Origin of the sequence: Vibrio sp. HS-50-1, from assembly GCF_024747315.1 — a bacterium.
Classification (GTDB): domain Bacteria; phylum Pseudomonadota; class Gammaproteobacteria; order Enterobacterales; family Vibrionaceae; genus Vibrio; species Vibrio diabolicus.
On sequence record NZ_JAMPZF010000007.1, the window covers coordinates 319,699 to 344,526 of the forward strand.

Annotated in this window: 23 protein-coding genes; 11 read left to right on the top strand and 12 right to left on the bottom strand. The window is 44.5% G+C overall.

What is annotated here, in order from left to right; all coding sequences use genetic code 11:
* Window positions 1–49: 49 nt before the first annotated feature.
* Window positions 50–1,720, bottom strand: coding sequence for a SulP family inorganic anion transporter (locus NDJ01_RS07175; protein WP_046875129.1), 1,671 nt, complete (start codon window positions 1,718–1,720; stop codon window positions 50–52).
* 277 nt (window positions 1,721–1,997) lie between these two features.
* On the opposite strand from NDJ01_RS07175, the gene can reads away from it, so the two are divergent.
* Entirely contained in the window at window positions 1,998–2,666 is a 669-nt protein-coding gene (gene can, locus NDJ01_RS07180) for a carbonate dehydratase (RefSeq protein ID WP_005379996.1), read from the top strand.
* A 77-nt stretch (window positions 2,667–2,743) separates the two neighbouring features.
* On the opposite strand, the gene hpt is transcribed toward can, so the two are convergent.
* Window positions 2,744–3,274 (bottom strand): hypoxanthine phosphoribosyltransferase, encoded by a 531-nt coding sequence (hpt, locus tag NDJ01_RS07185; RefSeq protein ID WP_005379995.1) that lies wholly within the window; start codon window positions 3,272–3,274, stop codon window positions 2,744–2,746.
* 318 nt (window positions 3,275–3,592) lie between these two features.
* Between hpt and opaR the strand changes: the two genes are divergently transcribed.
* The gene (gene opaR / locus NDJ01_RS07190; RefSeq protein WP_031780576.1) at window positions 3,593–4,207 is read left to right on the top strand and encodes a transcriptional regulator OpaR; all 615 of its coding nucleotides are present in this window, start codon (window positions 3,593–3,595) and stop codon (window positions 4,205–4,207) included.
* A gap of 146 nt (window positions 4,208–4,353) precedes the next feature.
* Here opaR and lpdA read toward each other — a convergent pair whose 3' ends face one another.
* The 5 genes from lpdA to ampD all read right to left on the bottom strand — a co-directional run bounded on the left by lpdA (window position 4,354) and on the right by ampD (window position 12,430).
* Window positions 4,354–5,781, bottom strand: coding sequence for a dihydrolipoyl dehydrogenase (gene lpdA, locus NDJ01_RS07195; protein ID WP_005379993.1), 1,428 nt, complete (start codon window positions 5,779–5,781; stop codon window positions 4,354–4,356).
* Window positions 5,782–6,048: 267 nt separating this feature from the next.
* A complete protein-coding gene (gene aceF, locus NDJ01_RS07200) occupies window positions 6,049–7,974 on the bottom strand; it encodes a pyruvate dehydrogenase complex dihydrolipoyllysine-residue acetyltransferase (RefSeq protein ID WP_258586491.1) in 1,926 nt (641 codons plus the stop codon).
* 19 nt (window positions 7,975–7,993) lie between these two features.
* Window positions 7,994–10,657 (bottom strand): pyruvate dehydrogenase (acetyl-transferring), homodimeric type, encoded by a 2,664-nt coding sequence (gene aceE / locus NDJ01_RS07205; RefSeq protein WP_005396679.1) that lies wholly within the window; start codon window positions 10,655–10,657, stop codon window positions 7,994–7,996.
* Between the two features lie 48 nt (window positions 10,658–10,705).
* On the bottom strand, window positions 10,706–11,473 hold the full coding sequence (gene pdhR / locus NDJ01_RS07210; RefSeq protein ID WP_005396680.1) for a pyruvate dehydrogenase complex transcriptional repressor PdhR: 768 nt from the start codon (window positions 11,471–11,473) through the stop codon (window positions 10,706–10,708).
* Between the two features lie 405 nt (window positions 11,474–11,878).
* Window positions 11,879–12,430, bottom strand: coding sequence for a 1,6-anhydro-N-acetylmuramyl-L-alanine amidase AmpD (gene ampD, locus NDJ01_RS07215; protein ID WP_046875077.1), 552 nt, complete (start codon window positions 12,428–12,430; stop codon window positions 11,879–11,881).
* 92 nt (window positions 12,431–12,522) lie between these two features.
* Here ampD and nadC point away from each other — a divergent pair, with 92 nt between their 5' ends.
* The 8 genes from nadC (at window position 12,523) to yacG (ending at window position 19,698) form a co-directional block, all read left to right on the top strand.
* Window positions 12,523–13,410 (top strand): carboxylating nicotinate-nucleotide diphosphorylase, encoded by an 888-nt coding sequence (gene nadC, locus NDJ01_RS07220; RefSeq protein WP_258586492.1) that lies wholly within the window; start codon window positions 12,523–12,525, stop codon window positions 13,408–13,410.
* A 262-nt stretch (window positions 13,411–13,672) separates the two neighbouring features.
* Window positions 13,673–14,098: a type IV pilin protein gene (locus NDJ01_RS07225; RefSeq protein WP_053809759.1), complete on the top strand. Its 426-nt coding sequence runs from the start codon at window positions 13,673–13,675 to the stop codon at window positions 14,096–14,098.
* Window positions 14,098–15,783: a type IV-A pilus assembly ATPase PilB gene (gene pilB / locus NDJ01_RS07230; protein ID WP_258586493.1), complete on the top strand. Its 1,686-nt coding sequence runs from the start codon at window positions 14,098–14,100 to the stop codon at window positions 15,781–15,783. Before NDJ01_RS07225 ends, pilB begins: the two co-directional genes overlap by 1 nt.
* Before the next feature lie 23 nt (window positions 15,784–15,806).
* Complete coding sequence (locus NDJ01_RS07235) at window positions 15,807–17,030, top strand: type II secretion system F family protein (protein ID WP_017635918.1); 1,224 nt, start codon at window positions 15,807–15,809, stop codon at window positions 17,028–17,030.
* Window positions 17,031–17,094: 64 nt separating this feature from the next.
* Window positions 17,095–17,964: an A24 family peptidase gene (locus tag NDJ01_RS07240; RefSeq protein WP_256899598.1), complete on the top strand. Its 870-nt coding sequence runs from the start codon at window positions 17,095–17,097 to the stop codon at window positions 17,962–17,964.
* Window positions 17,965–18,579, top strand: coding sequence for a dephospho-CoA kinase (gene coaE, locus NDJ01_RS07245; protein WP_047008979.1), 615 nt, complete (start codon window positions 17,965–17,967; stop codon window positions 18,577–18,579).
* Between the two features lie 27 nt (window positions 18,580–18,606).
* Window positions 18,607–19,347, top strand: a complete 741-nt coding sequence (zapD, locus tag NDJ01_RS07250) for a cell division protein ZapD (RefSeq protein WP_012841416.1) — start codon at window positions 18,607–18,609, stop codon at window positions 19,345–19,347.
* Window positions 19,348–19,503: 156 nt separating this feature from the next.
* The gene (gene yacG, locus NDJ01_RS07255; RefSeq protein WP_005396692.1) at window positions 19,504–19,698 is read left to right on the top strand and encodes a DNA gyrase inhibitor YacG; all 195 of its coding nucleotides are present in this window, start codon (window positions 19,504–19,506) and stop codon (window positions 19,696–19,698) included.
* Between the two features lie 469 nt (window positions 19,699–20,167).
* Here the strand turns inward: yacG and rplS are convergent, their stop codons facing one another.
* The 5 genes from rplS to ffh all read right to left on the bottom strand — a co-directional run bounded on the left by rplS (window position 20,168) and on the right by ffh (window position 23,752).
* Window positions 20,168–20,521, bottom strand: a complete 354-nt coding sequence (gene rplS, locus NDJ01_RS07260) for a 50S ribosomal protein L19 (protein WP_005379971.1) — start codon at window positions 20,519–20,521, stop codon at window positions 20,168–20,170.
* Between the two features lie 41 nt (window positions 20,522–20,562).
* Entirely contained in the window at window positions 20,563–21,306 is a 744-nt protein-coding gene (trmD, locus tag NDJ01_RS07265; RefSeq protein WP_258586494.1) for a tRNA (guanosine(37)-N1)-methyltransferase TrmD, read from the bottom strand.
* A gap of 27 nt (window positions 21,307–21,333) precedes the next feature.
* Window positions 21,334–21,882, bottom strand: a complete 549-nt coding sequence (gene rimM, locus NDJ01_RS07270; protein WP_005379964.1) for a ribosome maturation factor RimM — start codon at window positions 21,880–21,882, stop codon at window positions 21,334–21,336.
* 29 nt (window positions 21,883–21,911) lie between these two features.
* Window positions 21,912–22,160: a 30S ribosomal protein S16 gene (gene rpsP / locus NDJ01_RS07275; RefSeq protein WP_005379962.1), complete on the bottom strand. Its 249-nt coding sequence runs from the start codon at window positions 22,158–22,160 to the stop codon at window positions 21,912–21,914.
* A 209-nt stretch (window positions 22,161–22,369) separates the two neighbouring features.
* Window positions 22,370–23,752 carry a signal recognition particle protein gene (gene ffh, locus NDJ01_RS07280; protein ID WP_005385423.1) on the bottom strand — a complete coding sequence of 461 codons (1,383 nt, stop codon included), beginning with the start codon at window positions 23,750–23,752 and terminating at the stop codon, window positions 22,370–22,372.
* Between the two features lie 224 nt (window positions 23,753–23,976).
* Between ffh and NDJ01_RS07285 the strand changes: the two genes are divergently transcribed.
* Complete coding sequence (locus NDJ01_RS07285; protein WP_005396694.1) at window positions 23,977–24,771, top strand: inner membrane protein YpjD; 795 nt, start codon at window positions 23,977–23,979, stop codon at window positions 24,769–24,771.
* Window positions 24,772–24,828: the final 57 nt, after the last annotated feature.

Sequence of the window (24,828 nt, forward strand, 5' to 3'; positions counted from 1 at the left end):
GAATAAAAAACGCAACAGAGCGCTGTTGCGTTTTTAACGATCAGAGTGATTACGCCGTTATACGCTGATACTGGTCCGCCTCGACATGAGCTACCGCCGCATTTAATGCTTCATAACGGAATTGGTACATATTGTCATTCGGGACAAGATCAATAACGTGGAACTTTTCTAGCTGTTCTCGCGTGCGCTCATTTGGACACAACAAATACACGGCACAATTAGCATCGAGCGCATCTTTAATCGCGTTTTCTAACGCTAAACCGACAGTAACATCAATCATAGGTACATCGGTAAGATCGAGAATCATCACATCATAATCCGAAATACTGGAGTGCTGACGTGAAATGGCTTTAGAAACACTGAAGATCATCGGACCGGAAAGATAAAAGAACAGCACTTTTCCATTAGCACGATCCAGCAAGCCACGCTCGCTGTCAGTTAGCGGCACATCGTCTTCATCCGCGTCGCTGATCGCTTTCACTTGTCTCGCCTGCTCTCGGCTCAGACGCTCAATGATAATAATGTTGGAAATAAAGACGCCCAAGCCCACGGCAACGATAAGATCAACGAACACTGTGAGCAACATAACGCCATACATTACCGCCATTCCGGAAAAGCTAACCTTGTGTGCTCGTTGAATAAAACTCCAATCCAAAATGTTAAAGCCGACATATACTGCAATGCCAGCCAACACAGCCATTGGGATCGGCTCCGTTAATCCACCAGCAACCAATACGACCAATGCAAGCATAAGTGCACGAATCACACCGGACAATGGCGAACGAGCCCCAACTTGAATGTTAGTCACCGTGCCCATCGTTGCGCCCGCGCCAGGTAGTGCACCGAACAAGCCTGAGATCATGTTGGCAAGACCTTGGCCTCGCAGTTCTTTGTCTGAGTCGTGCTCTTTACGAGTCAAGGAGTCACCGATAACCGCCGTTAACAAAGTGTCGATACAACCTAAGGTGCCGAGCACCAACGCATCAATAACCATCTCAACAAACATATCTGGATCAATATGAGGCGCAACGAGAGAAGGCAACCCAGCTGGGATTTCACCGATACGACGAATGTCTTCCGTATCGAAGAGCATCACAGACAACAAAGTCACCGCAACCAACGCTACGAGTTGCGCTGGTACATATTTTCGATATTGCTTAGGGAAGAAAAAGAGAATACCCAAAGTCAGTAGACCTAAAAACAGTTCACTGAACTTAAGGTTAGAAATGGTCTCCGGCAAAGCAGATAATGTTCCGAGCACTCCTCCAGAAGGCGCGGCATGCCCCATCAAAGGTGATAGCTGCAAAATGATAAGAATCACGCCAATCCCTGACATAAAGCCCGAAATCACGCTATAAGGCATCAAGGTAACGTATTTACCCAGTTTTAACGTCCCTAATAGGATTTGGAACGCACCAGCCATCATAACAACCGTAAAGGTCATGGCCATGCCCGTTTCTGGATACTTCGCCATCATACTGGTTAACACAGCGGTCATGATTACCGTCATTGGCCCTGTTGGTTCTGATATTAACGTATTAGAACCACCAAACAACGAAGCAAACAAACCGACCATTATTGCGCCCCAGAGGCCTGCTTCTGCCCCTGCACCGGATGCAACACCGAACGCTAACGCCAAAGGAAGAGAGATAATCGCTGTGGTTACCCCGCCAAATACATCCCCTTTGAAATTAATATCTTCAAAACGACTACCGAACACTGCTGATTTCCCTGCATTCAATTTTAAAAAGTAAAATGTCATTACTTTAACGAGCCAGGCGAAAATTTAAACCATAAATAGATTAAGGCTAAATTCACACCACAAATAATTAGGCCTAATTTTACGTTTTTATTGATGAAAACTAGTCAGATGAGTCCTGTCTGACGAATATTTAACGAGATCGAAATTGTAACATTGTGTATAGTTACAACACTGATCGCTTGCATGTTCATATAAGCGGCAGCGCTTTTGTCTTTTAAGGGAAGTAGTTTGCAAGATGCCGGAAATTAAACAGTTATTTGAAAACAATTCAAAATGGTCTCAAGAGATCAAATCTGATCGACCTGAATACTTCGCAAAACTCGCAGAGGGTCAAAAGCCCGATTTTCTTTGGATTGGCTGTTCTGATAGCCGTGTCCCTGCCGAGCGACTAACCGGACTATACTCGGGTGAACTATTCGTTCATCGGAATGTTGCAAACCAAGTCATCCATACTGATCTCAACTGTCTGTCCGTCGTTCAATACGCCGTAGACGTTCTTAAGGTTAAGCACATCATTGTCTGTGGACACTATGGCTGTGGTGGCGTAAACGCTGCCATTGATAACCCTAAGCTAGGTCTTATTAATAATTGGCTGTTACATATCAGAGATATCTATTTCAAACACCGCACTTACCTAGATCAAATGCCGCAGCAAGATCGAGCGGATAAACTAGGCGAGCTTAATGTCGCAGAGCAAGTGTACAACTTGGGTAACTCAACCATCCTGCAAAACGCTTGGGAGCGTGGGCAAGATGTTGAAATTCATGGCGTGGTATACGGCATTGAAGATGGTCGTTTAGAGTACTTAGGCATTCGTTCTAACTCTAAGGAAACCGTAGAAGCGTCTTATCAGAAAGCCCTTTCGACGATTCTAAATACAGACAACAAGCTGCTTTGTCGCTAAGCTACATCTAAAAGTTGAACAAAAAACGCCCATCTGAGATGGGCGTTTTTTTATATTTTAAATGCTGCTCTCAATGATTATTCTTGAGGTACAACTTTACCGATGTATGGTAAGTGGCGGTATTTCTGCGCGTAATCAATACCCACACCAACGACAAACTCATCTGGGATTTCGAAACCAATCCAATCCACAGGAACATTAACTTCGCGACGAGATGGCTTATCTAGGAGCGTACAAATCGCGATAGACTTCGGCTCACGCAGCGATAAGATCTCACGGATTTTATTTAGTGTGTTACCTGTATCAATGATGTCTTCAACAAGCAAAATGTCTTTGCCTTTGATGTCATCATCCAAATCTTTCAAGATACGAACGTCACGTGAACTTTCCATTGTGTTGCCGTAGCTTGACGCTGTCATAAAATCCACTTGGTGAGTCAGTTCGATAGCACGTGCCAAGTCTGCCATAAATACAAATGAGCCACGCAATAAGCCTACCAACACAAGATCTTCACTACCTTGATAACGCTCTGTAATTTGTTTGCCTAATTCACGAACTCGTTCCTGAACTTCTTGCTCAGAAATCATGACTTCTATTGTATGTTTCATACTGTGCTCAATCTAATTTGTGGGTTGAGGTAAGTCGCACGCAAACGATCACCTAATCTTACGGCGTGTAGTGTATCACCACGTTCATTGGGTTGAAAGTCACATCCTGTTGCCAAAAAATCTTGGAAGAAGGTCTTAGTTTTATAAAGTTCATAGCTAATTTTATCAATAATAATGACATTGCTGTATATAAATTGTTCTACAGATGTTGACCTTGTTGATATGCACCATTACACTCATCACTGCTTTAAGCAACTATTAAAATAATCAATTAGGGGGTTACCCCCAATATCAACTCAAATGGCAAGGAAAATGGATATGGACTCAATTGCAAAGAGACCTAGAACTAGGCTTTCCCCAATTAAGCGTAAGCAACAGTTAATGGAAATCGCATTGGAAGTGTTTGCGCGCCGCGGCATCGGTCGTGGTGGTCACGCAGATATCGCAGAAATTGCTCAAGTTTCTGTGGCGACCGTTTTTAACTACTTCCCGACTCGTGAAGACTTGGTGGATGAAGTACTCAACCACGTCGTACGTCAGTTCTCGAACTTCCTATCGGATAACATTGACTTAGACTTACACGCGCGTGAAAACATCGCCAATATCACTAATGCGATGATTGAGCTTGTCAGTCAAGACTGTCACTGGCTAAAAGTTTGGTTCGAGTGGAGTGCTTCAACACGTGATGAAGTATGGCCATTGTTTGTTTCAACTAACCGTACTAACCAGTTACTGGTACAAAACATGTTCATTAAAGCAATTGAACGTGGCGAAGTGTGTGACCAGCACGATTCAGAACACTTGGCAAACTTGTTCCACGGTATTTGTTACTCACTGTTTGTCCAAGCGAACCGTGCAAAAAGTGAAGCGGAACTTAAGCACCTCGTTAGTTCATACTTAGACATGCTTTGCATTTACAACCGTGAACACTAAAGCTTAACTCACGATATATATCAGCCCACCGTTTGGTGGGCTTTTTATTGTCTGCTGTCAGTTGAACACACGTTTTATATTCCTAACTAACAAGCATAAAAAAACCGCTGCAATGCAGCGGTTTCTATCATTCAGTCAGAAAAAACTTACTTCTTCTTAACTGCTTTTTTGTTTGGCAGGTCAGTGATAGAACCTTCAAATACTTCAGCAGCTAGACCTACAGACTCGTGTAGAGTTGGGTGAGCGTGGATAGTCAGAGCGATATCTTCTGCATCACAGCCCATCTCGATCGCAAGACCGATTTCGCCTAGTAGTTCACCACCATTAGTACCAACGATAGCACCACCGATTACGCGATGAGTTTCTTTGTCGAAGATTAGCTTAGTCATGCCGTCTGCACAGTCAGATGCGATTGCACGACCTGATGCTGCCCATGGGAATGTTGCCACTTCGTACTTGATGCCTTCTTCTTTCGCTTCTTTTTCAGTCTTACCAACCCAAGCTACTTCTGGCTCAGTGTACGCAATTGAAGGGATAACTTTAGGGTCGAAGTAGTGCTTCTTACCAGAGATAACTTCAGCAGCTACGTGACCTTCATGCACACCTTTGTGAGCAAGCATTGGTTGACCAACGATATCACCGATCGCGAAGATGTGAGGAACGTTAGTACGCATTTGCTTATCAACGTTGATGAAGCCACGCTCGTCAATTTCTAGACCCGCTTTTTCACCGTCGATTAGCTTACCATTTGGTACACGACCGATAGCAACTAGAACCGCATCGTAACGCTCAGCTTCAGCTGGCGCTTTCTTGCCTTCCATTGAAACGTAGATACCGTCTTCTTTTGCTTCAACTGCTGTTACTTTCGTTTCTAGCATTAGCTTGAACTTGTCTTTGATACGCTTAGTAAATACTTTCACGATATCTTTGTCTGCTGCAGGAATTACCTGGTCAAACATTTCAACAACTTCAACTTTAGAACCTAGAGAGTGGTAAACCGTACCCATTTCTAGACCGATGATACCACCACCCATGATAAGCAGTTTTTCTGGCACTTCTTTTAGTTCAAGAGCGTCAGTAGAGTCCCAAATACGTGGGTCTTCATGCGGGATAAATGGCAGTTTGATTGGACGAGAACCAGCCGCAACGATTGCGTTGTCAAAGTTAACAACTGTTGGCTCACCTTCGCCTTCTACAAGGATAGAGTTAGGGCCAGTGAACTTACCGTAACCGTTAACTACTGTAACGTTACGCATCTTAGCCATGCCGCTTAGGCCGCCAGTTAGTTGGTTAACAACTTTTTCTTTCCAGATGCGGATTTTGCTGATGTCTGTTTGAGGCTCACCGAATACAACGCCGTGGTCAGCCATCGCTTTCGCTTCTTCAATTACTTTAGAAACGTGAAGCAGTGCTTTAGATGGGATACAACCCACGTTCAGACATACACCGCCAAGCGTGCTGTAACGTTCAACTAGTACAGTTTCAAGACCTAAGTCCGCACAACGGAATGCAGCGGAGTAACCAGCAGGACCAGAACCAAGTACAACAACTTGGGCTTTAATTTCTTTGCTCATTTTGACCTCTTGTAGTCATTATCCCTAACAGGCTGAGTGGGTATCGATTTTTTATGTTTAAGAGAGATTTGTTTTAAACAGTTATTTTCAGACCGCTAACAGTTTACAGAGATGTTAATGGTGTGAAAAGTAAATCAATTTAGCCTGTGAGCTAGACAACAATTCGATTGTGAAAACCCTGAACGAAGCAAGGCTGATAACCAAATTGTCGGTAATTATGATTAGCAGAGGCGGCTAAGTTGCCGCCTCTCATTCATCTAATTTCTATTACAGAACTAGACGACGAATGTCAGATAGACATGAGTTTAGGTAAGTGATGAAGCGCGCACCTTCAGCACCATCGATCACACGGTGGTCGTATGATAGAGACAGTGGAAGTTGTAGACGCGGTTCAAACTCTTTACCGTTCCATACCGGTTTCATTTCTGACTTAGACACACCTAGGATACCAACTTCTGGCGCGTTTACGATTGGAGTAAACGCCGTACCGCCGATACCGCCTAGGCTAGAGATAGTGAAACAGCCACCTTGCATGTCAGCAGCAGTTAGCTTACCAGCACGTGCTTTCTTAGAAACAGCCATTAGCTCTTCAGATAGCTCGTAGATGCCTTTCTTGTTCACATCTTTAAATACAGGAACAACTAGACCGTTTGGTGTATCTACCGCAATACCAACATTCACGTATTTCTTCAGAATTAGGCTCTCACCGTCTTCTGATAGAGAAGAGTTGAACGCTGGGAACGCTTCAAGCGCTTTAGCTACCGCTTTCATGATGAACACAAGTGGTGTGATCTTCATGCCAGTATCTTTCTTCGCTTCAATCGCGTTTTGCTCTTTACGGAATGCTTCAAGAGCCGTGATGTCTGCGTTATCCCACTGTGTAACGTGCGGGATCATTACCCAGTTACGGTGTAGGTTTGCACCAGAGATCTTCTTAATGCGAGATAGCGGTTGAACTTCGGTCTCACCAAACTTGCTGAAGTCCACTTTTGGCCATGGTAGTAGACCAAGAGCCGCGCCGTCGCCTTTGCCAGATGCTGCTGCACCTGCGCCAGACTCAAGACGCTTAAGTGCATCTTTCACGTAAGCTTGAACGTCTTCTTTTAGGATACGGCTCTTACGACCAGAACCCTTAACCTTAGATAGGTTAACGCCAAATTCACGCGCTAGACGACGAACAACTGGAGACGCGTGAGCGTACTCGTCGTTCTCTTTGAAATCGCCAGTCGCTGCTGGAGCTGCTGCCGCTGGAGCTTCTGCTTTAGGAGCTGGAGCTGCAGGTGCTGCCGCTTGAGCTGGAGCCGCTGCAGGAGCAGGTGCTGCGCCCGCCACTTCGAATACCATGATTAGTGAGCCAGTAGACACTTTGTCGCCAGCTGCAATCTTGATTTCTTTAACCGTACCAGCAAATGGTGCAGGAACTTCCATAGAAGCTTTGTCACCTTCAACAGTGATTAGAGATTGCTCTTCTTCCACTGTGTCGCCAACGGCAACCATGATCTCAGTAACTTCAACTTCGTCGCCGCCGATATCTGGAACGTTCACTTCTTTTGCCGCAGACGCTGCTGGTGCTGCTGCCGCAGGAGCTTCAGCTGCCGCTGGTGCTGCTGCCGCAGGAGCTTCAGCTGCCGCTGGTGCTGCTGGAGCACCTGAACCTGCTGTTTCGAATACCATGATAAGTGAGCCAGTCGATACTTTATCGCCTGCTGCAACTTTGATCTCTTTTAGAGTACCTGCGAATGGCGCTGGAACTTCCATAGAAGCTTTGTCGCCTTCAACAGTTAGAAGAGATTGCTCTTCTTCGATGCTGTCGCCAACGGCAACCATGATTTCAGTAACTTCTACTTCATCACCACCGATGTCTGGTACGTGAACTTCTTTTAGTTCTGCCGCTGCTGCTGGAGCTGGAGCTGCTGCTGGAGCTGCTCCTGCCGCAGGAGCAGGTGCAGCGTCAGCTGCACCCTCGGCTTCGAAAATCATGATTAGAGAACCAGTAGAAACCTTGTCGCCTTCTGCAACTTTGATTTCTTTAACGATACCCGCTTGAGAAGCAGGAACTTCCATAGAAGCTTTATCGCCTTCAACTGTGATCAGAGACTGCTCTTCTTCAACCTTGTCGCCAACGCTTACAAGAATCTCAGTAACTTCAACCTCATCCGCACCGATGTCTGGTACATTAATTTCGATTGCCATTTCTTATCTACCTTCTTAATTAAGCGTATAGCGGGTTTGTTTTCTCTGTGTCGATGTCGAATTTCTTAATTGCTTCTGCAACTACAGATTTCTCAACTTCGCCACGTTTCGCTAGTTCAGTTAGCGCTGCTACTACTACGTAACCTGCGTTCACTTCGAAGTGACGACGTAGGTTTTCACGGCTGTCTGAACGACCGAAGCCATCAGTACCAAGAACTTTGAAAGACTCAGCAGGAATGTATGCACGAACCTGCTCTGCGTAGTTCTTCATGTAGTCAGTTGCTGCGATAGCAGGTTCAGTACCCATTACTGTTTGGATGTAAGGTACTTTCGCTTCCGCTTCTGGGTGAAGCATGTTGAAACGCTCTGCATCTTGGCCATCGCGAGTTAGTTCGTTGAATGACGTTACAGAGTAAACATCAGAAGCAACACCGTAATCTTCGCTTAGGATTTGAGCTGCTTTACGTACTTCATTCATGATAGTACCAGAGCTCATCAGCTGAACTTTCGCTTTGTCGCCCGTGTAAGTTTCTAGCTTGTAGATACCTTTACGGATGCCTTCTTCAGCGCCTTCTGGCATTGCTGGCATTGCGTAGTTTTCGTTCATTAGCGTTAGGTAGTAGAACACGTTTTCTTGTTCTGGACCGTACATGCGACGGATACCGTCTTGCATGATTACTGCTACTTCGTACGCGAATGTTGGGTCGTAAGAAATACAGTTAGGAACCGTACCCGCCAAAATGTGCGAGTGGCCGTCTTCGTGCTGTAGACCTTCACCGTTCAACGTTGTACGACCCGCAGTTGCACCTAGTAGGAAACCACGTGCTTGTTGGTCACCAGCCATCCACGCCATGTCGCCAACACGTTGGAAGCCGAACATTGAGTAGTAGATGTAGAACGGGATCATTGGTAGGTCGTTTGTCGAGTATGAAGTCGCAGCAGCAACCCATGAAGACATAGCACCTAGCTCGTTGATACCTTCTTGTAGAACCTGACCTGAAGTCGCTTCTTTGTAGTAAGAAACAACGCCACGGTCTTCTGGTGTGTAAGTTTGGCCGTGCGGGTTGTAGATACCGATTTGACGGAACAGACCTTCCATACCGAATGTACGCGCTTCGTCAGCAATGATAGGAACGATGTTCTTACCAATGTTCTTGTTCTTAAGTAGAACGTTTAGTGCACGTACGAATGCCATAGTAGAAGAGATATCACGCTTCTGTTCTTCTAGTAGTGGCTTGAATTCTTCTAGCTCAGGAACGATGAATTCTTGAGTGAATTTTGGTAGACGCTGTGGTGTGTAGCCGTGTAGCGCTTTACGACGAGCGTGTAGGTATTCGTACTCTTTTGAACCTTCTTCAAGTTTCAGGTACGGAAGTTCTTTCACAGCTTCGTCAGTTAGGATGTCTTGAAGACCTAGACGATCACGTAGGTGTAGTACGTGAGTCATGTCCATCTTCTTAACTTGGTGCGCGATGTTCTTACCTTCAGCCGCTTCACCCATGCCGTAACCTTTAACAGTCTTAGCTAGGATTACTGTTGGACGACCTTTAGTTTCTGCCGCGTTTTTGTATGCCGCGTATAGCTTAGAAGACTCGTGACCACCACGCTTAAGTGCGAAGATTTCGTCATCAGTCATGTCAGCAACAAGTGCAGCTGTCTCTGGGTACTTACCAAAGAAGTGCTCACGTACGTACGCGCCGTCTTTTGATTTGAATGTTTGGTAGTCGCCATCGATCGTTTCGTTCATAAGCTGTAGAAGCTTACCAGAAGTATCTTTAGCTAGTAGTGAATCCCAGTTGTTACCCCAGATTACCTTCACTACGTTCCAACCAGCACCTTTGAACAGACCTTCAAGTTCTTGAATGATCTTACCGTTACCCATTACAGGGCCATCTAGACGCTGTAGGTTACAGTTGATTAGGAAACATAGGTTGTCTAGTTTCTCACGCGCAGCGAAAGAGATAGCACCACGTGATTCTGGCTCATCCATCTCACCGTCACCTAGGAACGCGTAAACGCGCTGCTCTGAAGTATCTTTAAGACCACGGCCTTCTAGGTACTTAAGGAAACGAGCTTGGTAGATAGAAGCGATTGGACCTAGGCCCATCGATACTGTCGGGAACTGCCAGAATTCAGGCATCAGTTTAGGGTGCGGGTATGAAGGAATACCTTTGCCGTCTACTTCTTGACGGAAGTTGTCTAGCTGCTCTTCAGTTAGACGACCTTCAACGAATGCACGTGAGTAGATACCTGGTGAAATGTGACCTTGGTAGTAAACTAGGTCGCCACCGTCCTTCTCGTTTGGCGCACGGAAGAAGTGGTTGAAACATGTCTCGTAGAACGCAGCAGAAGACTGGAAAGACGCCATGTGGCCGCCTAGCTCTAGGTCTTTCTTAGATGCACGTAGAACGATCATGATAGCGTTCCAACGAATAATTGAGCGAATACGACGCTCAAGTGTTGTGTCACCTGGGTATGCTGGTTCTTGGTCTGCAGGAATCGTGTTGATGTAGTTAGTTGTGATACCTGTTGGCATATCAACACCGTCTAGACGTGCTTTATCTAGAACTTGCTCTAATAGGAATTGAGCACGCTCTAGACCTTCTTCACGTACAACTGACTCAAGCGCTTGTAGCCATTCTTGAGTTTCCAGTGCATCTACGTCATGCTTCATATCAGACATGGCGATCTATCCTTCTGTTGGTTGGATCTACTTATTTAAGTAACGCTCTTACGAGTCATTACCCTGCTGAATTCGACGTAGAGAACGCTCTCGTCGAGACTCTTCTCGAGTCAAATCCAACAATGTTTCTTCGATGTAAGCCAAGTGCGAGTGGGACATTTCTCGCGCCTTTTCAGGCTGACCAGAAACAATCGCATCCACGATATTGGCTCGGTGTTTACTGACTTTCTCGACCGCTTCTGGGCGGCGACGTAGTAATTTAAAATTTTGTAGAATATTTTGCTCAAGCAAAGGCGCTAAGCTTCGAACAATGTGCAACAAAACCACGTTGTGCGCGGCTTCTGTCAAAGCGATCAAAAATTGCATCACTTCCGCAGATTCAGCTTCGATATCGTTGTTTGCTTGCTCTTGGCTAATGCGTTCAAGGCAACCTTGAATACGCGCAAAATCTTCTTCGGTACCACGTAAAGCTGCAAAGTAAGCTGAAATTCCTTCCATTGCATGACGAGACTCAAGCACATCAAGCTGGGTTTCAGAATGACTAGACAACAAATTCAACAAGGGATCTGAAAAGCTCTTCCAGATATTCTCACTTACGAATGTTCCGCCACCTTGGCGACGAGTTAACAAACGCTTCGCTTCTAAGCGTTGAATGGCTTCTCGGACTGAAGGACGAGACACATCGAACTGTCTTGCCAGTTCACGCTCTGGAGGCAGTTGTTGCCCCGGAGACAATGTTCCTTCCACTATCAACCTTTCTAACTCTTGTTCTATAACATCAGAGAGTTTTGGCTGACGAATCCTTTGATAAGCCATAATTTATTGTTCTTCTACTCTTGCAGGTAATTGGTAATACCAATTTTAAGTTGGTGCAGAAATTAACATAATTAAAACGCCACTGTCCAGCCGAAAATTGACCTAAATCATAGAACGAGCTTACTTCCAACACTCTGATAACAATCGACTGTTAAAACAGCAATAGAATTGGTATGACCAATTACATAAAGCATAAAAATGGGAAGTCGACGTGCTAGCAATTTTGGAAAAGAAATACAGAAAATGACAAAATTATCAGTCTATTTCTTCACCAAAACAGCGTATACGAGCGTAAAAATGTAGTTAACTTTTAACAATCATTAATATTTCTGGTATCAAAAAAAGGCATACCTGATCGTATGCCTTATTTATTTCGCTTTTTTGAATTTACACTTTCGCTACAAATCAACGCTGTATAAGCTGTCTATATTTCACCCAATCAAAGCTTAGACCAGGATCGCTTTTTCTCAAGGGCGCAATATATTGATGACCGGTAATTCGTGGCAGGGTGATGTGGGGATAAGACTGCATAATCACCTCAGTGATCTCTGCAAGTGATTGATATTGCGCTTCTGTGTAGGCAGTAAATTCTGTCCCTTCAAGCTCGATACCAATGGAATAGTCATTACAACGCTCCCTGCCCGCGAAACTGGATTGACCGGCATGCCATGCTCTATCGAGAAAAGAAACAAATTGAACGACCTCGCCGTTTCTCTTAATCAAGCAATGTGCAGAAACGCCCATTTTGTGAATAACTTCAAAAAATGGATGTGCGTTTGGGTCTAGCTTGCCAGTGAAGAAGTCTTCTATATATGGTCCACCAAACTGCCCAGGAGGCAAACTGATGTTGTGTACCACCAGCAGAGAGATGTCGTTTATATCAGAGCGGGCATCAAAAAATGGTGACGGAACATGCTTTGCCTGTGTCAGCCAGCCATTCTCGATAATTGGGCGCATATCAACCTCTCTACTTTGCAAATTAACTGCTGAAATTATTGACACCGGAGAGTATCATTCGTTGCCATCTCCCTTTCAAGACAAGATTTGCGATGAAGAACACACACAACATTCAAGAACGCCTAGAATACCTTAAACAACAACTCCCTTTAGAGATCACTCGCTCTGTCGCTGATACCTTAAAAGAAGATCTAGGTGGCAATGTCGACGCAGATAACGACATTACTGCATCTTTGATCCCTGCCGAGGCGGTTAATACCGCAACGATTATTACTCGTGAGCATGGTGTGTTCTGTGGTCAAGCATGGGCAGATGAAGTTTTTAAGCAGCTCGGTGGCAAGGTCAGCATTGAATGGCACGTAAAGGACGGCGATAAAGTCGAACCTAACCAAAACCTTTGTACGCTGACAGGCCCTGCTCGTGATTTGTTGACAGGTGAGCGTAACGCAATGAACTTCATCCAAACGCTGTCTGGCTGCGCAACAGTTACCGCAGAGTACGCTGAAAAAATCGCGCATACTGAGTGTCGTCTACTAGACACACGCAAAACCATTCCTGGTCTGCGTAGCGCACTAAAATACGCCGTGACGTGTGGTGGTGGCTTTAACCATCGCATCGGTGTGTTCGATGCTTACCTTATTAAAGAAAACCACATCATTGCTTGTGGCGGTATTACTCAAGCGATCCAAAAAGCGAAAGAGCTTAACCCAGGCAAACCGGTAGAAGTAGAAACGGAAAGCTTAGAAGAGTTGAAACAAGCGATAAACGCTGGTGCCGACATCATCATGCTAGATAACTTCACAAAAGAAATGATGCGTGAAGCCGTAGCGATTAACGCAGGTCGTGCCGCTTTAGAAAACTCAGGCAACATTACGCTAGAGACCATAGCAGAATACGCAGAAACCGGTGTCGATTACATTTCGGTAGGCGCGTTGACTAAGCATTTAAAAGCGATGGATCTTTCGATGCGCTTCAAATAATAAAAGCAACACAATCTCAATTACTTTAACTAACTCATTGAGTTGTGAGTAATTCATCATTAAAAAGGGCCAATTGGCCCTTTCTTTTTATCCACTCAAAAAATAGTACTACTCGCAAAACTCTGCATGCGATATGCAACTTTTCACCAAAGAGTTTTATCTCACTCGAGAGCCCATCCCTTCCCCATTTTCAACCCACCTTAACTCTCCATAATCTTTCGCTAATGCAAGAGCATTATTAATTTTTAAGAAAGGGTTAAAAATGAAAAACAGTAAACATAAAAAACAACAGGGTTTTACTCTGATCGAATTAATGATTGTGGTGGCAGTAATTGGTGTGCTAGCAACAATTGCTCTCCCTCAGTATCAGAATTATGTGAAAAAATCCGAGGCTTCATCTGGGCTAGCTACATTGCGCGCCTTAGTTACTAATATTGATAATTATCACGCTGAAAATGGCTCTTTTCCTACCAACGTAAATGATGTTGGCGGCGCTTCAGATATGAATAAACTTGGAACGGTCTCGTTGACAGCAGCGTCAGGAGCTACAGACTCTCAAGCTAAATTCACTTTCGGTTCAAATAGTACATTAGCTAGTACCGAAATAATCACCTTAACAAAAGACGGTACTAGTGGGCTTTGGACTTGTTCAGAAACAACAAGTGTTACAATTAAAAACTGCCCATAATGCTAACCAAACTCTCAACGGTTCTTCGCCAAGCGGGAATACTCACCTTTTCCCAAGAAGAATCTTTAATAGAGCAAGTCAAAGCTTCTGGCATTTCGATGCCAGAGGCTTTACTCAGTTCTGGATTCTTCACGTCAAGTGAACTGGTAGAGCACTTAAGTTCTCTCTTTGGTTTAAATCAGCCCGAGTTATCTCAGTACGAGTACGCCTCGCTTTGTCAGCAACTTGGCCTTAGGGAATTAATCACACGGCATAACGCACTCCCACTCCACCGTACGACTTCAACGTTATTACTCGCCGTTGCCGACCCCACGAACCAACAAGCAGAAGACGATTTCCGCTTTGCCACTGGTTTACAGATTGAATTGGTGTTGGCGGATTTTCGTCAACTCAGCGCGGCAATTCGACGCTTATATGGTCGTTCATTGAGTCATGAGAAGTCCGGGTTAAAAGAGATCAACCAAGAAGAGTTAGCCAATCTGGTTGACGTGGGCGTAGATGAAATCGACAACATTGAAGACTTGAGCCAGGATGAGTCTCCTGTTAGCCGTTACATAAACCAAATTCTGTTGGACGCTGTGCGCAAAGGCGCATCCGATATCCACTTTGAACCTTATGAAAAGATGTACCGCGTTCGCCTACGTTGCGATGGCATCTTAATAGAAACACAGCAGCCGCCAAGCCACTTAAGTCGTCGCTTATCTGCTCGTATCAAAATCCTCTCTAAACTTGATATTGCAGAGCGACGTTTACCACAAGATGGGCGTATTAAGCTCAAGTTGAATCAAGACACCGCAATTGATATGCGTGTATCCACGCTACCGACTCTATTCGGAGAGAAAATTGTACTACGACTGCTCGACAGCAGCTCTGCGTCACTGGATATCGACAAGCTTGGTTATAGCAAACAACAAAAACAATTGTACTTGGATGCGCTGCGTCGCCCACAAGGCATGATTCTGATGACAGGGCCAACCGGGAGCGGAAAAACCGTTTCTCTGTACACTGGATTGAGTATTCTCAATAAGCCAGAGATAAACATCTCCACAGCAGAAGACCCGGTAGAAATTAACTTATCGGGCATTAACCAAGTACAAGTACAACCCAAGATTGGTTTTGGTTTTGCCGAAGCATTGCGCTCTTTTCTTCGTCAAGACCCCGATGTGGTCATGGTCGGTGAGATTCGTGACTTAGACACTGCGGAAATCGCCATAAAAGCATCGCAAACCGGTCACTTAGTACTTTCAACCTTGCATACCAATTCTGCGGCTGAAACGGTTATTCGTTTATCAAACATGGGCGTAGAAAGCTTTAACTTGGCCTCATCTCTTAGTTTGATTATTGCCCAGCGCTTAGCCCGTAAACTGTGCTCGCACTGCAAACAATCACAAGAGCTTACCGTTCAGCTACAACATCTCGGAATTCAAGCAAGCGACAACATTTTTAAAGCCAATCCCGATGGATGCAATGAGTGTACCCATGGTTATTCCGGCCGAACGGGGATTTATGAAGTGATGCGCTTTGATGAATTTCTTTCCGAAGCGCTTATTAAAGGTGCCTCGGTACATGAACTAGAAAAACTCGCCATCGCAAATGGTATGAGCACGTTACAAATGTCGGGCATAGAAAAACTCAAACAAGGGATCACAAGTTTTAGTGAACTACAGCGCGTACTTTATTTTTAATCCTTTAATCAGCAGTCACCTCTATGAAAAGCACTACACCACAACTTAAAAACTTCCGCTGGAAAGGCATCAACAGTTCAGGCAAAAAGACGTCTGGACAAACCCTCGCGATGACAGAAATTGAAGTACGCGAGCGTCTAGACGCACAGCACATCAAGATCAAGAAGTTAAAGAAAAGCAGTATCTCGTTTCTCACTAAACTCAGCCATCGCGTGAAAGGCAGAGACATCACGGTGTTCACCCGTCAGATTTCGACGATGTTGATAACTGGTGTGCCCTTAGTTCAGGCTTTAAAATTGGTCTCAGAAAACCATAAAAAAGCAGAGATGAAATCCATTTTGATGAGCGTGACACGCGCCGTTGAAGCCGGTACGCCCATGTCAAAAGCCATGCGCACTGCAAGTGAACACTTTGACCCACTCTATACCGACCTTATCGCAACAGGTGAGCAATCCGGTAACTTAGCGGAAGTGTTCGAGCGCTTAGCCACCTACCGAGAAAAAAATGAGCAGCTTCGTGCGAAAGTGATCAAAGCACTGATTTACCCAGCCATGGTAGTGCTAGTAGCGTTAGGCGTGTCGTTTATCATGCTCACCAAAGTCATTCCCGAGTTCGAAAAAATGTTTGTTGGTTTTGGTGCTGACTTACCTTGGTTTACCAGGCAAGTGTTGGATCTTTCCGCCTGGACACAAAACTGGAGCCCCTTTATAGCACTAGGCTCTATCAGTCTATTCATCTCGGCGAGAATCCTCTCTAAGCGTTCAGATTCTTTTCGCTTAATGCTCAACCGCTCTGTGCTTAAATTTCCTGTTCTGGGCCCTGTATTATCAAAAGCCGCTATCGCCAAATTTAGTCGAACACTCGCCACAAGCTTTACAGCGGGTATTCCAATTCTAACCAGTTTAAAAACCACATCAAAAACCTCAGGAAACTTACACTATCAACTCGCCATAGAAGAAGTTTACCGTGATACCGCCGCAGGTATGCCAATGTATGTTGCCATGCGTAACTGTAATGTGTTCCCTGAATTAGTGTTACAAATGGTCATGATCGGTGAAGAGTCTGGTCGACTTGACGATATGCTCAATAAAGTTGCAACGATCTACGAGTTTGAAGTAGATAACACCGTCGACAACCTTAGTAAAATTCTAGAGCCGCTAATTATCGTTTTTTTAGGCATCGTTGTTGGCGGATTAGTGACAGCAATGTACTTGCCAATCTTTAACTTAATGAGTGTATTGGGCTAGAATGAGCTGTTAACTCCTTTAAAACAGCATCTTGCTGATTTCACTCATCGCTCAAGAGACAAATATGGAAGTATTCCAGTACTACCCTTGGCTATTCGTTGTGTTTGCCACCATCTTCGGTCTGATCGTGGGTAGCTTCCTCAATGTGGTTATTTATCGACTACCTAAAATCATGGAACTAGAATGGCGACGCGAATGTGCCGAGTCATTTCCCGAATACAAAATAGAACCTCCTAAAGAAGTGCTGACCTTGAGCGTCCCACGCTCGTCCTGTCAGAAGTGCGCAACGCCGATACGTATTCGAGACAACATCCCTGTGATTAGCTGGCTGCTTTTAAAAGGCAAATGCCACAACTGTCAGACAGCCATTAGCGCACGCTATCCACTGATTGAACTGCTCACTGCATTCAGCTCAGGCTTTGTCGCTTACCACTTTGGTTTTAGTTACTTTACCGTTGCCCTACTCTTTTTCACTTTTATCTTAATCGCCGCAACATTTATCGATCTCGATACTATGTTGTTACCTGACCAATTAACATTACCATTAACTTGGGCTGGCATTGCCTTAGCATTAGTCGAAATAAGTCCTGTTACTCTACAAGATTCTGTCATTGGTGCCATTGCTGGTTACCTATGTCTCTGGTCCGTTTACTGGGGCTTTAAGCTACTTACTGGTAAAGAAGGAATGGGATATGGTGATTTTAAACTACTAGCAGCACTAGGGGCTTGGCTGGGCTGGCAGTCACTGCCGATGATCATTCTACTTTCTTCTGTGGTTGGCATCGTATTTGGCATCATTCAACTACGCTTGCAAAAACAGGGAATTGAAAAAGCTTTTCCTTTCGGTCCTTACTTAGCAATTGCTGGTTGGATAAGCTTAATTTGGGGCGACCAGATTTTAAACTGGTACTTTACTTCAGTTCTAGGAGTGTAAATGGCTTTGGTTATTGGTTTAACAGGTGGTATCGCTAGCGGTAAAACAACCGTCGCGAATCTGTTCAAACAACAATTTAAAATCGATATCGTCGATGCCGACATTGTAGCAAGAGAAGTTGTCGAGCCAGGCACTCCCGGCCTAAACGCGATTATTGAACATTTTGGTCACGATATCGTTCGTGAAGACCAAACTTTAGATCGCGCAAAGCTGAGAGAGAAAATCTTTTCAAACTCAGATGAAAAAGCTTGGCTCAACGCACTGTTGCACCCGATAATTCGTGAAAAGATGATCGAAGATTTGCAGCAAGTCACCTCAGAGTATGCGTTACTTGTAGTGCCGTTGCTCGTAGAAAACAAGCTAGACAGTTTGTGTGATCGAGTTCTTGTCGTCGATGTAGAACCGAATACACAGATATCTCGCACGATGAAACGAGACAATGTGAGTGAAGAACAAGCTCGCGCCATCCTTGCCTCTCAAGCATCAAGAGAGCAAAGACTCGCGCTTGCAGACGATGTGGTTAAGAATAATCCAAGTGACCCAGATCTTTTGCTTCAAATCACAGATTTGCACGAAAAGTACCTAGCCATGTGTAAGAAAAATCTGCGAAAATAGGAACGAAACTCACAAAGGCTTATGTCGATGACCACGCACAAATTTGAACATCCGTTAAATGAGAAAACTCGTATTTATCTAAGAGTGGAGTCTCTGCTGCGTCAGGCTCACTTGGCCTCTGGGTTTAGCGAAAATCACCAGTACCAACTGTTTTTCCGTGCGTTATTCGATATGGTTGAAATCTTCGAACAGATCCAGCTGAAAAGTGAACTAGCCAAAGATTTAGAGAAACAACGACTGTCGTACCGCCATTGGCTAAATGTTGATGGCGTCGATCAAGACGCATTAAATACCCTACTACAAGAGATAGATGTCGTTCATAGCCAACTGATGGGTGCAGAGCGTTTTGGTCAAGCACTAAAAGAAGATCGCTTCTTAAGCTCTATCCGCCAACGCTTTAATCTACCAGGTGGTTCATGTTGTTTTGATTTGCCAGCGTTACATTACTGGCTACACCTACCCATTGAACGTAAAAAGCATGATGCACAGCAGTGGCAAGTAAGCTTAAAACCCTTATCTGATGCGCTTTCGCTATGGTTGAAACTCACCAGAGAGACCGGACATTTCAAAGCTCAAATCGGTCGTGCGGGTTTCTTCCAAAGTGACGCTGATGAAGCCAATATTCTAAGACTTCACATCCCAATGGAATATGGCGTTTATCCTATGATTTCTGGCCATAAAAACCGCTTTGCGATCAAGTTTATGTCGTTTGAAAACGGTCAAGCGTGCACACAAGATATTGAGTTTGAACTTGCTGTGTGCAGCTAAGACGACACTAAGCCTCCCCCACAATCTAAAATTCAACGCTTTATTACGCTTACATTGGATAAAAATTCGTAGCAGCAATAGCGCGTTGAATAAGCCATCTTGAATTCATTTAGGTATACTACCCTTTAACACCAATTAGTAATGGGACGCTCAACTATGTCTAAAATTACCATCGTTCAATGCCCACAATGTGGCGCCGACGTAGAATGGGGAGAACAAAGTCCTCATCGCCCTTTCTGCAGTAAACAATGCCAAATGATTGATTTTGGTGAGTGGGCAGATGAAGAAAACACCATCCCAGGCGCCCCCGATATGTCCGACAGTGATGGCTGGTCTGAAGACCAGTATTAATTAAGGCACTAGGGTAAAGGAATATCCTAGGCTCCTTCTTGGGGAGTCTAAATCACGCTCTTTCGTCGCTGTCCAGAGTGACGAATTTTAACCGCAGAGCCCTGTAATCTTTGGTCATCATTTGCCGTCATTCCGAGGAGCCATAGCGACATCAGGAATCTACTCACAGCAAGGATGAAGCTAACAACTTAAACACTTGCATTTTCGACTAGTAGATTCTGAATCACGCTCCTTCGTCGCTGTTCAGAATGACGAATTTTAATCGCGGCGCCCTACAATATTTGACCGTCATTTCTCGTCATTCCGAGGAGCCATAGCGATATCAGGAATCTACTCACATCAAGGCAAAGTCAGTGCATGAGAACCGACAGTACAGGTCGGGTGAAAAGAAACGAGCAAGCTAATTACACAAATAAAAAAACGGAGCCCTAAAAGGACTCCGTTTAAGATGAGAACGCTAGTTATAGCATTACTTCTTAGCAAGTTTCTCTTTGATACGAGCAGACTTACCAGAACGCTCACGTAGGTAGTACAACTTGGCACGACGTACTGCACCACGGCGTTTAACTTCGATGCTATCAACGATTGGAGAGTGTGTTTGGAACGTACGCTCAACACCTTCACCGTTAGAGATTTTACGTACAGTGAAAGCAGAGTGTAGACCACGGTTACGGATTGCGATTACAACGCCTTCGAAAGCCTGTAAACGCTCACGGTCACCTTCTTTTACCTTAACTTGAACTACAACAGTGTCACCTGGTGCAAATTTAGGTAGGTCTGATTTCATTTGCTCTTCTTCAAGAGCTTTGATGATGTTACTCATTTTTTAAATTCCTAGAATAAACTGATACTAAATAAATTAGGTTACTTTGCGTTATGTTCACTAATGAACTCAGCAAGTAATTGTTCCTGTTCGTCAGTCAGAGCTAGGTTTTCCAGGAGCTCTGGTCTTCTAAGCCAAGTTCGGCCCAGCGACTGTTTTAGTCGCCATTGACGAATGTCCTTGTGATTGCCTGACATCAGTACCGCTGGTACCTCTTTGTCATCCAATACTTCTGGACGCGTATAGTGAGGGCAATCTAACAAGCCATTTGCAAAAGAGTCTTCTTCTGCTGACGCGAAATCCCCTAGTACACCCGGAACAAACCGAGAGACAGAGTCGATTAACGTCATGGCTGGTATCTCACCACCCGTCATCACAAAATCACCAATCGACCATTCTTCGTCGACTTCAGATTGAATGATGCGCTCATCTACCCCTTCATAACGACCACAAATCAGAAGCAAGTTCTCATTCATTGCCAGTTCTTCCACTCCTTTCTGGTCGAGCTTGCGACCTTGAGGAGAAAGGTAGATGACTTTCGTCTTGCCCGGTGAGGCTGCTTTCGCGGTATGAATGGCATCGCGCAAAGGCTGAACCATCATTAACATACCAGGGCCACCACCGTAAGGTCGGTCATCGACAGTGCGATGTTTGTCGTGAGTAAAATCTCTAGGATTCCAAGTCTCAATCGACAAAAGACCTTTTTTAACCGCTTGACCTGTTACTCCAAAATCAGTAACAGAACGGAACATTTCTGGAAAAAGGCTAATAACGCCAACCCACATGTTTATCTCGCTCTGTAATTTTGGAGATTAGAATCCAGGATCCCAGTCAACTTCGATCCGTTGAGCTTCGCGATCAACATTAATGATCACTTGCTCTTCAAGGAACGGGATTAATCGTTCCTTCTGCCCGAAAGCATCTTTAAGATTTGCTTTAACAACCAGAACATCGTTTGAGCCAGTTTCTAGCATGTCAGTAACGACACCTAGATCGTAACCTTTAGTGGTTACAACTTGCATCCCAAACAATTCGCGCCAGTAGAACTCATCTTCTGACAATTCAGGAAGTACCGCAGGGTCAATAGCAATTTCAAAGTTCGTCATTAGATGCGCGTCTTCACGAACATCCATGCCTTCCAGCTTAGCCACCATACCTTTGTTATGGCGCTTCCAGCTTTCTACTTTGTACTCAACCCACTTGCCCTTTTGGTTAATATACCAAGGGCTGTAATCGAAAATGCTTTCAGCATTGTCTGTGTAGGAAAAAACCTTAAGCCAACCTCGAATGCCGTAAGTAGCACCAAACTTGCCTACAACAATCTTTTCGTTGCTCATTGTTTCTTTACCTTTCATCGACATAAACTAGTTTCTACTTTTCAAGTAAAAAATTAAGCCGCTTTTTGAGCGTCTTTAACTAGCTTAGCAACGCGGTCAGATACAGACGCGCCTTGACCAACCCAGTGGTTAACGCGGTCTAGGTCTAGACGTAGACCTTCTTCTTGACCTTTAGCAGTTGGGTTAAAGAAACCAACTTTCTCGATGAAACGGCCAGTTGCAGCGTTGCGGCTGTCCGCTACTACGATTTGATAAAATGGACGCTTTTTAGCGCCGTGACGTGCCAAACGAATGGTTACCATGTCGTCCTCTTTGCTTTCTCAAAAATAAAATTAACCCCAAAAACCATTCAAGAAATTAAATAGTTTGGGGTCTCGTGCCAAAATAAAGCTCCGGAATTTTACTCTTCTCCCGGAGCAATGCAAGGAGTTTAGTTACTTTTTCACCAACATAAATTGAATTTAAAGTTTGTGACGTACCTAACACCCTGAATCTATGCGTGATCGATTAATTAACGACCAAATGGGTTGAAGCCACCGCCTCCACCCATGCCGCCCATCATGCCTTGCATGTTGCGCATCATGCCTTTCATGCCACCTTTTTGCATCTTTTTCATCATCTTCTGCATTTGGGTGAACTGTTTTAGTAAGCGGTTTACGTCTTGAACCTGCACACCAGAACCAGCCGCAATACGCTTCTTGCGCGAGCCTTTGATAATCTCTGGGCGTTGACGTTCTTTCATTGTCATGGAGCTGATGATCGCTTCCATCTGTTTGAACATCTTGTCATCGACTTTGTCTTTCACATTGTCTGGTAGCTGAGACATGCCTGGAAGCTTATCCATCATGCCCATCATGCCGCCCATGTTTTGCATCTGGCCTAGCTGTTCACGGAAATCTTCAAGGTCGAAACCTTTCTTCTCTTTGAACTTCTTCGCCAGCTTTTCTGCTTTTTCTTGGTCAACGTTGCGTTGTAGGTCTTCAATTAAAGACAGAACGTCACCCATACCAAGAATACGTGAAGCAACACGATCTGGATGGAACGGTTCTAGCGCGTCAGTTTTTTCACCGACACCCAAGAATTTGATTGGTTTGCCCGTTACATGGCGTACTGACAGTGCCGCACCACCACGAGCATCACCATCAACCTTAGTTAGAACCACACCAGTAAGAGGTAGCGCATCGCCAAAGGCTTTTGCTGTATTTGCTGCGTCTTGACCCGTCATAGCGTCAACAACAAATAGCGTTTCTACTGGGTTGATAGCTGCGTGAAGATCTTTGATCTCCCCCATCATCTCTTCATCAATCGCCAAGCGACCTGCGGTATCGACAATCAATACGTCGTAGAATTTTTTCTTCGCATGGTCAATCGCTGCATTGGCGATATCAATAGGCTTCTGGTCTGGAGATGATGGGAAAAAGTCAACACCGATGTCTGATGCCAGCGTTTCAAGCTGCTTGATTGCCGCAGGGCGGTAAACGTCGGCAGACACAACCAAGACTTTCTTCTTGTCACGTTCTTTTAAAAGCTTAGATAGCTTACCTACCGATGTGGTTTTACCCGCACCTTGTAGACCCGCCATAAGAAGCACAGCAGGTGGTTGAGCGGCAAGGTTTAGCGCCTCATTCGACTCACCCATTACGGCTTCAAGTTCTGTTTGAACGATCTTGATAAATTCCTGACCTGGAGTCAGAGATTTAGAAACTTCTACACCTACCGCTTTTTCTTTAACGCGGTTAACAAATTCACGAACAACCGGAAGCGCAACGTCAGCTTCAAGTAAGGCCATTCGTACTTCACGTAGGGTCTCTTTAATGTTGTCTTCGGTCAGACGACCTTTGCCACTGATATTTTTCAGCGTTTTGGATAATCGATCCGTTAAATTCTCAAACATCTTTGTCTCTTCGCTAAAATGGCGATTAATTAGTGTGAGTATACATTAGCCAAGGTCTGAGTCATACCCGTACCGCTGCTCTATTCTTGTCTCTATTTCTATATGGTGCGGTAACTTATTAATTTCAATATCTCATCTCTCACGATTGATGTCGGATATAACGTAGCCCCAAAGTGTAATGCAAGGTATAATTTCCTCATTGTGCACAATAATATTTAGGATTCATGGATAGCTTAATAGCCATCGCGGCCGCCATACTTTATGTTTTGGCGATTGCGACCATCATACCCGGACTCTCACAGCAGTCAGGAATCAAAGCAAAAACAGTGTTTGCTAGTGCTGCCTGTGCGCTTGTTTTTCATGCGTGGATTTTGAGTGATCTGATTTTTGATGGTTCAGGTCAAAACCTTAGTATTCTAAACGTAGCCTCTTTGATCAGTTTTATTATTTCTCTGGTCATGAGCCTTGCTATGTTGAAAAATCGATTGTGGTTTTTATTGCCTGTCGTTTATAGCTTTGCTGCCATCAATTTATCTGCTGCCACATTTTTGCCAAGCACGTTTATCAAGCACCTAGAGAATGACCCTAAGCTACTCATTCACATTTCTTTTGCGCTGTTCTCATACGCAACTTTAACTATCGGTGCACTCTACGCACTTCAGCTGGCTTGGTTGGATCACAAACTGAAAACAAAAAAATCTTTGGCGATTAACCCAAACCTGCCGCCTTTATTAATGGTAGAGCGTCAGCTATTCAAAATCATTTTGATCGGTAACTTATTGTTAACTGGCACGCTCATTACTGGCTTTGTCTTTGTGCAGGATATGTTTGCTCAAGGTAAAGCGCATAAAGGCATTCTTTCTTTCATCGCTTGGATTGTGTACTCAATACTGCTTTGGGGTCATTATCAAAAAGGTTGGCGTGGTAGAAAAGTTACTTGGTTCGCTGTCGCAGGGGCAACGCTGTTAACTCTGGCGTATTTTGGCAGTCGCTTTGTGAAAGAAATCATCTTGAATTAAGGAGCTCTAGGGCTCCTATCCTTTATATTTTAGGCTAGATAAAATACAGTACGCCTT

Bases quoted from the DNA above. Each gene is read 5' to 3' on its own strand.
- pilB (WP_258586493.1), top strand. From the start codon at position 14,098: ATGCTAACCAAACTCTCAACGGTTCTTCGCCAAGCGGGAATACTCACC.
- aceE (WP_005396679.1), bottom strand. From the start codon at position 10,657: ATGTCTGATATGAAGCATGACGTAGATGCACTGGAAACTCAAGAATGG.
- NDJ01_RS07285 (WP_005396694.1), top strand. From the start codon at position 23,977: ATGGATAGCTTAATAGCCATCGCGGCCGCCATACTTTATGTTTTGGCG.
- yacG (WP_005396692.1), top strand. From the start codon at position 19,504: ATGTCTAAAATTACCATCGTTCAATGCCCACAATGTGGCGCCGACGTA.
- pdhR (WP_005396680.1), bottom strand. From the start codon at position 11,473: ATGGCTTATCAAAGGATTCGTCAGCCAAAACTCTCTGATGTTATAGAA.
- lpdA (WP_005379993.1), bottom strand. From the start codon at position 5,781: ATGAGCAAAGAAATTAAAGCCCAAGTTGTTGTACTTGGTTCTGGTCCT.
- can (WP_005379996.1), top strand. From the start codon at position 1,998: ATGCCGGAAATTAAACAGTTATTTGAAAACAATTCAAAATGGTCTCAA.
- NDJ01_RS07235 (WP_017635918.1), top strand. From the start codon at position 15,807: ATGAAAAGCACTACACCACAACTTAAAAACTTCCGCTGGAAAGGCATC.
- opaR (WP_031780576.1), top strand. From the start codon at position 3,593: ATGGACTCAATTGCAAAGAGACCTAGAACTAGGCTTTCCCCAATTAAG.
- ffh (WP_005385423.1), bottom strand. From the start codon at position 23,752: ATGTTTGAGAATTTAACGGATCGATTATCCAAAACGCTGAAAAATATC.
- trmD (WP_258586494.1), bottom strand. From the start codon at position 21,306: ATGTGGGTTGGCGTTATTAGCCTTTTTCCAGAAATGTTCCGTTCTGTT.
- NDJ01_RS07225 (WP_053809759.1), top strand. From the start codon at position 13,673: ATGAAAAACAGTAAACATAAAAAACAACAGGGTTTTACTCTGATCGAA.
- rpsP (WP_005379962.1), bottom strand. From the start codon at position 22,160: ATGGTAACCATTCGTTTGGCACGTCACGGCGCTAAAAAGCGTCCATTT.
- hpt (WP_005379995.1), bottom strand. From the start codon at position 3,274: ATGAAACATACAATAGAAGTCATGATTTCTGAGCAAGAAGTTCAGGAA.
- nadC (WP_258586492.1), top strand. From the start codon at position 12,523: ATGAAGAACACACACAACATTCAAGAACGCCTAGAATACCTTAAACAA.
- NDJ01_RS07240 (WP_256899598.1), top strand. From the start codon at position 17,095: ATGGAAGTATTCCAGTACTACCCTTGGCTATTCGTTGTGTTTGCCACC.
- zapD (WP_012841416.1), top strand. From the start codon at position 18,607: ATGACCACGCACAAATTTGAACATCCGTTAAATGAGAAAACTCGTATT.
- ampD (WP_046875077.1), bottom strand. From the start codon at position 12,430: ATGCGCCCAATTATCGAGAATGGCTGGCTGACACAGGCAAAGCATGTT.
- rplS (WP_005379971.1), bottom strand. From the start codon at position 20,521: ATGAGTAACATCATCAAAGCTCTTGAAGAAGAGCAAATGAAATCAGAC.
- coaE (WP_047008979.1), top strand. From the start codon at position 17,965: ATGGCTTTGGTTATTGGTTTAACAGGTGGTATCGCTAGCGGTAAAACA.
- aceF (WP_258586491.1), bottom strand. From the start codon at position 7,974: ATGGCAATCGAAATTAATGTACCAGACATCGGTGCGGATGAGGTTGAA.
- rimM (WP_005379964.1), bottom strand. From the start codon at position 21,882: ATGTCGATGAAAGGTAAAGAAACAATGAGCAACGAAAAGATTGTTGTA.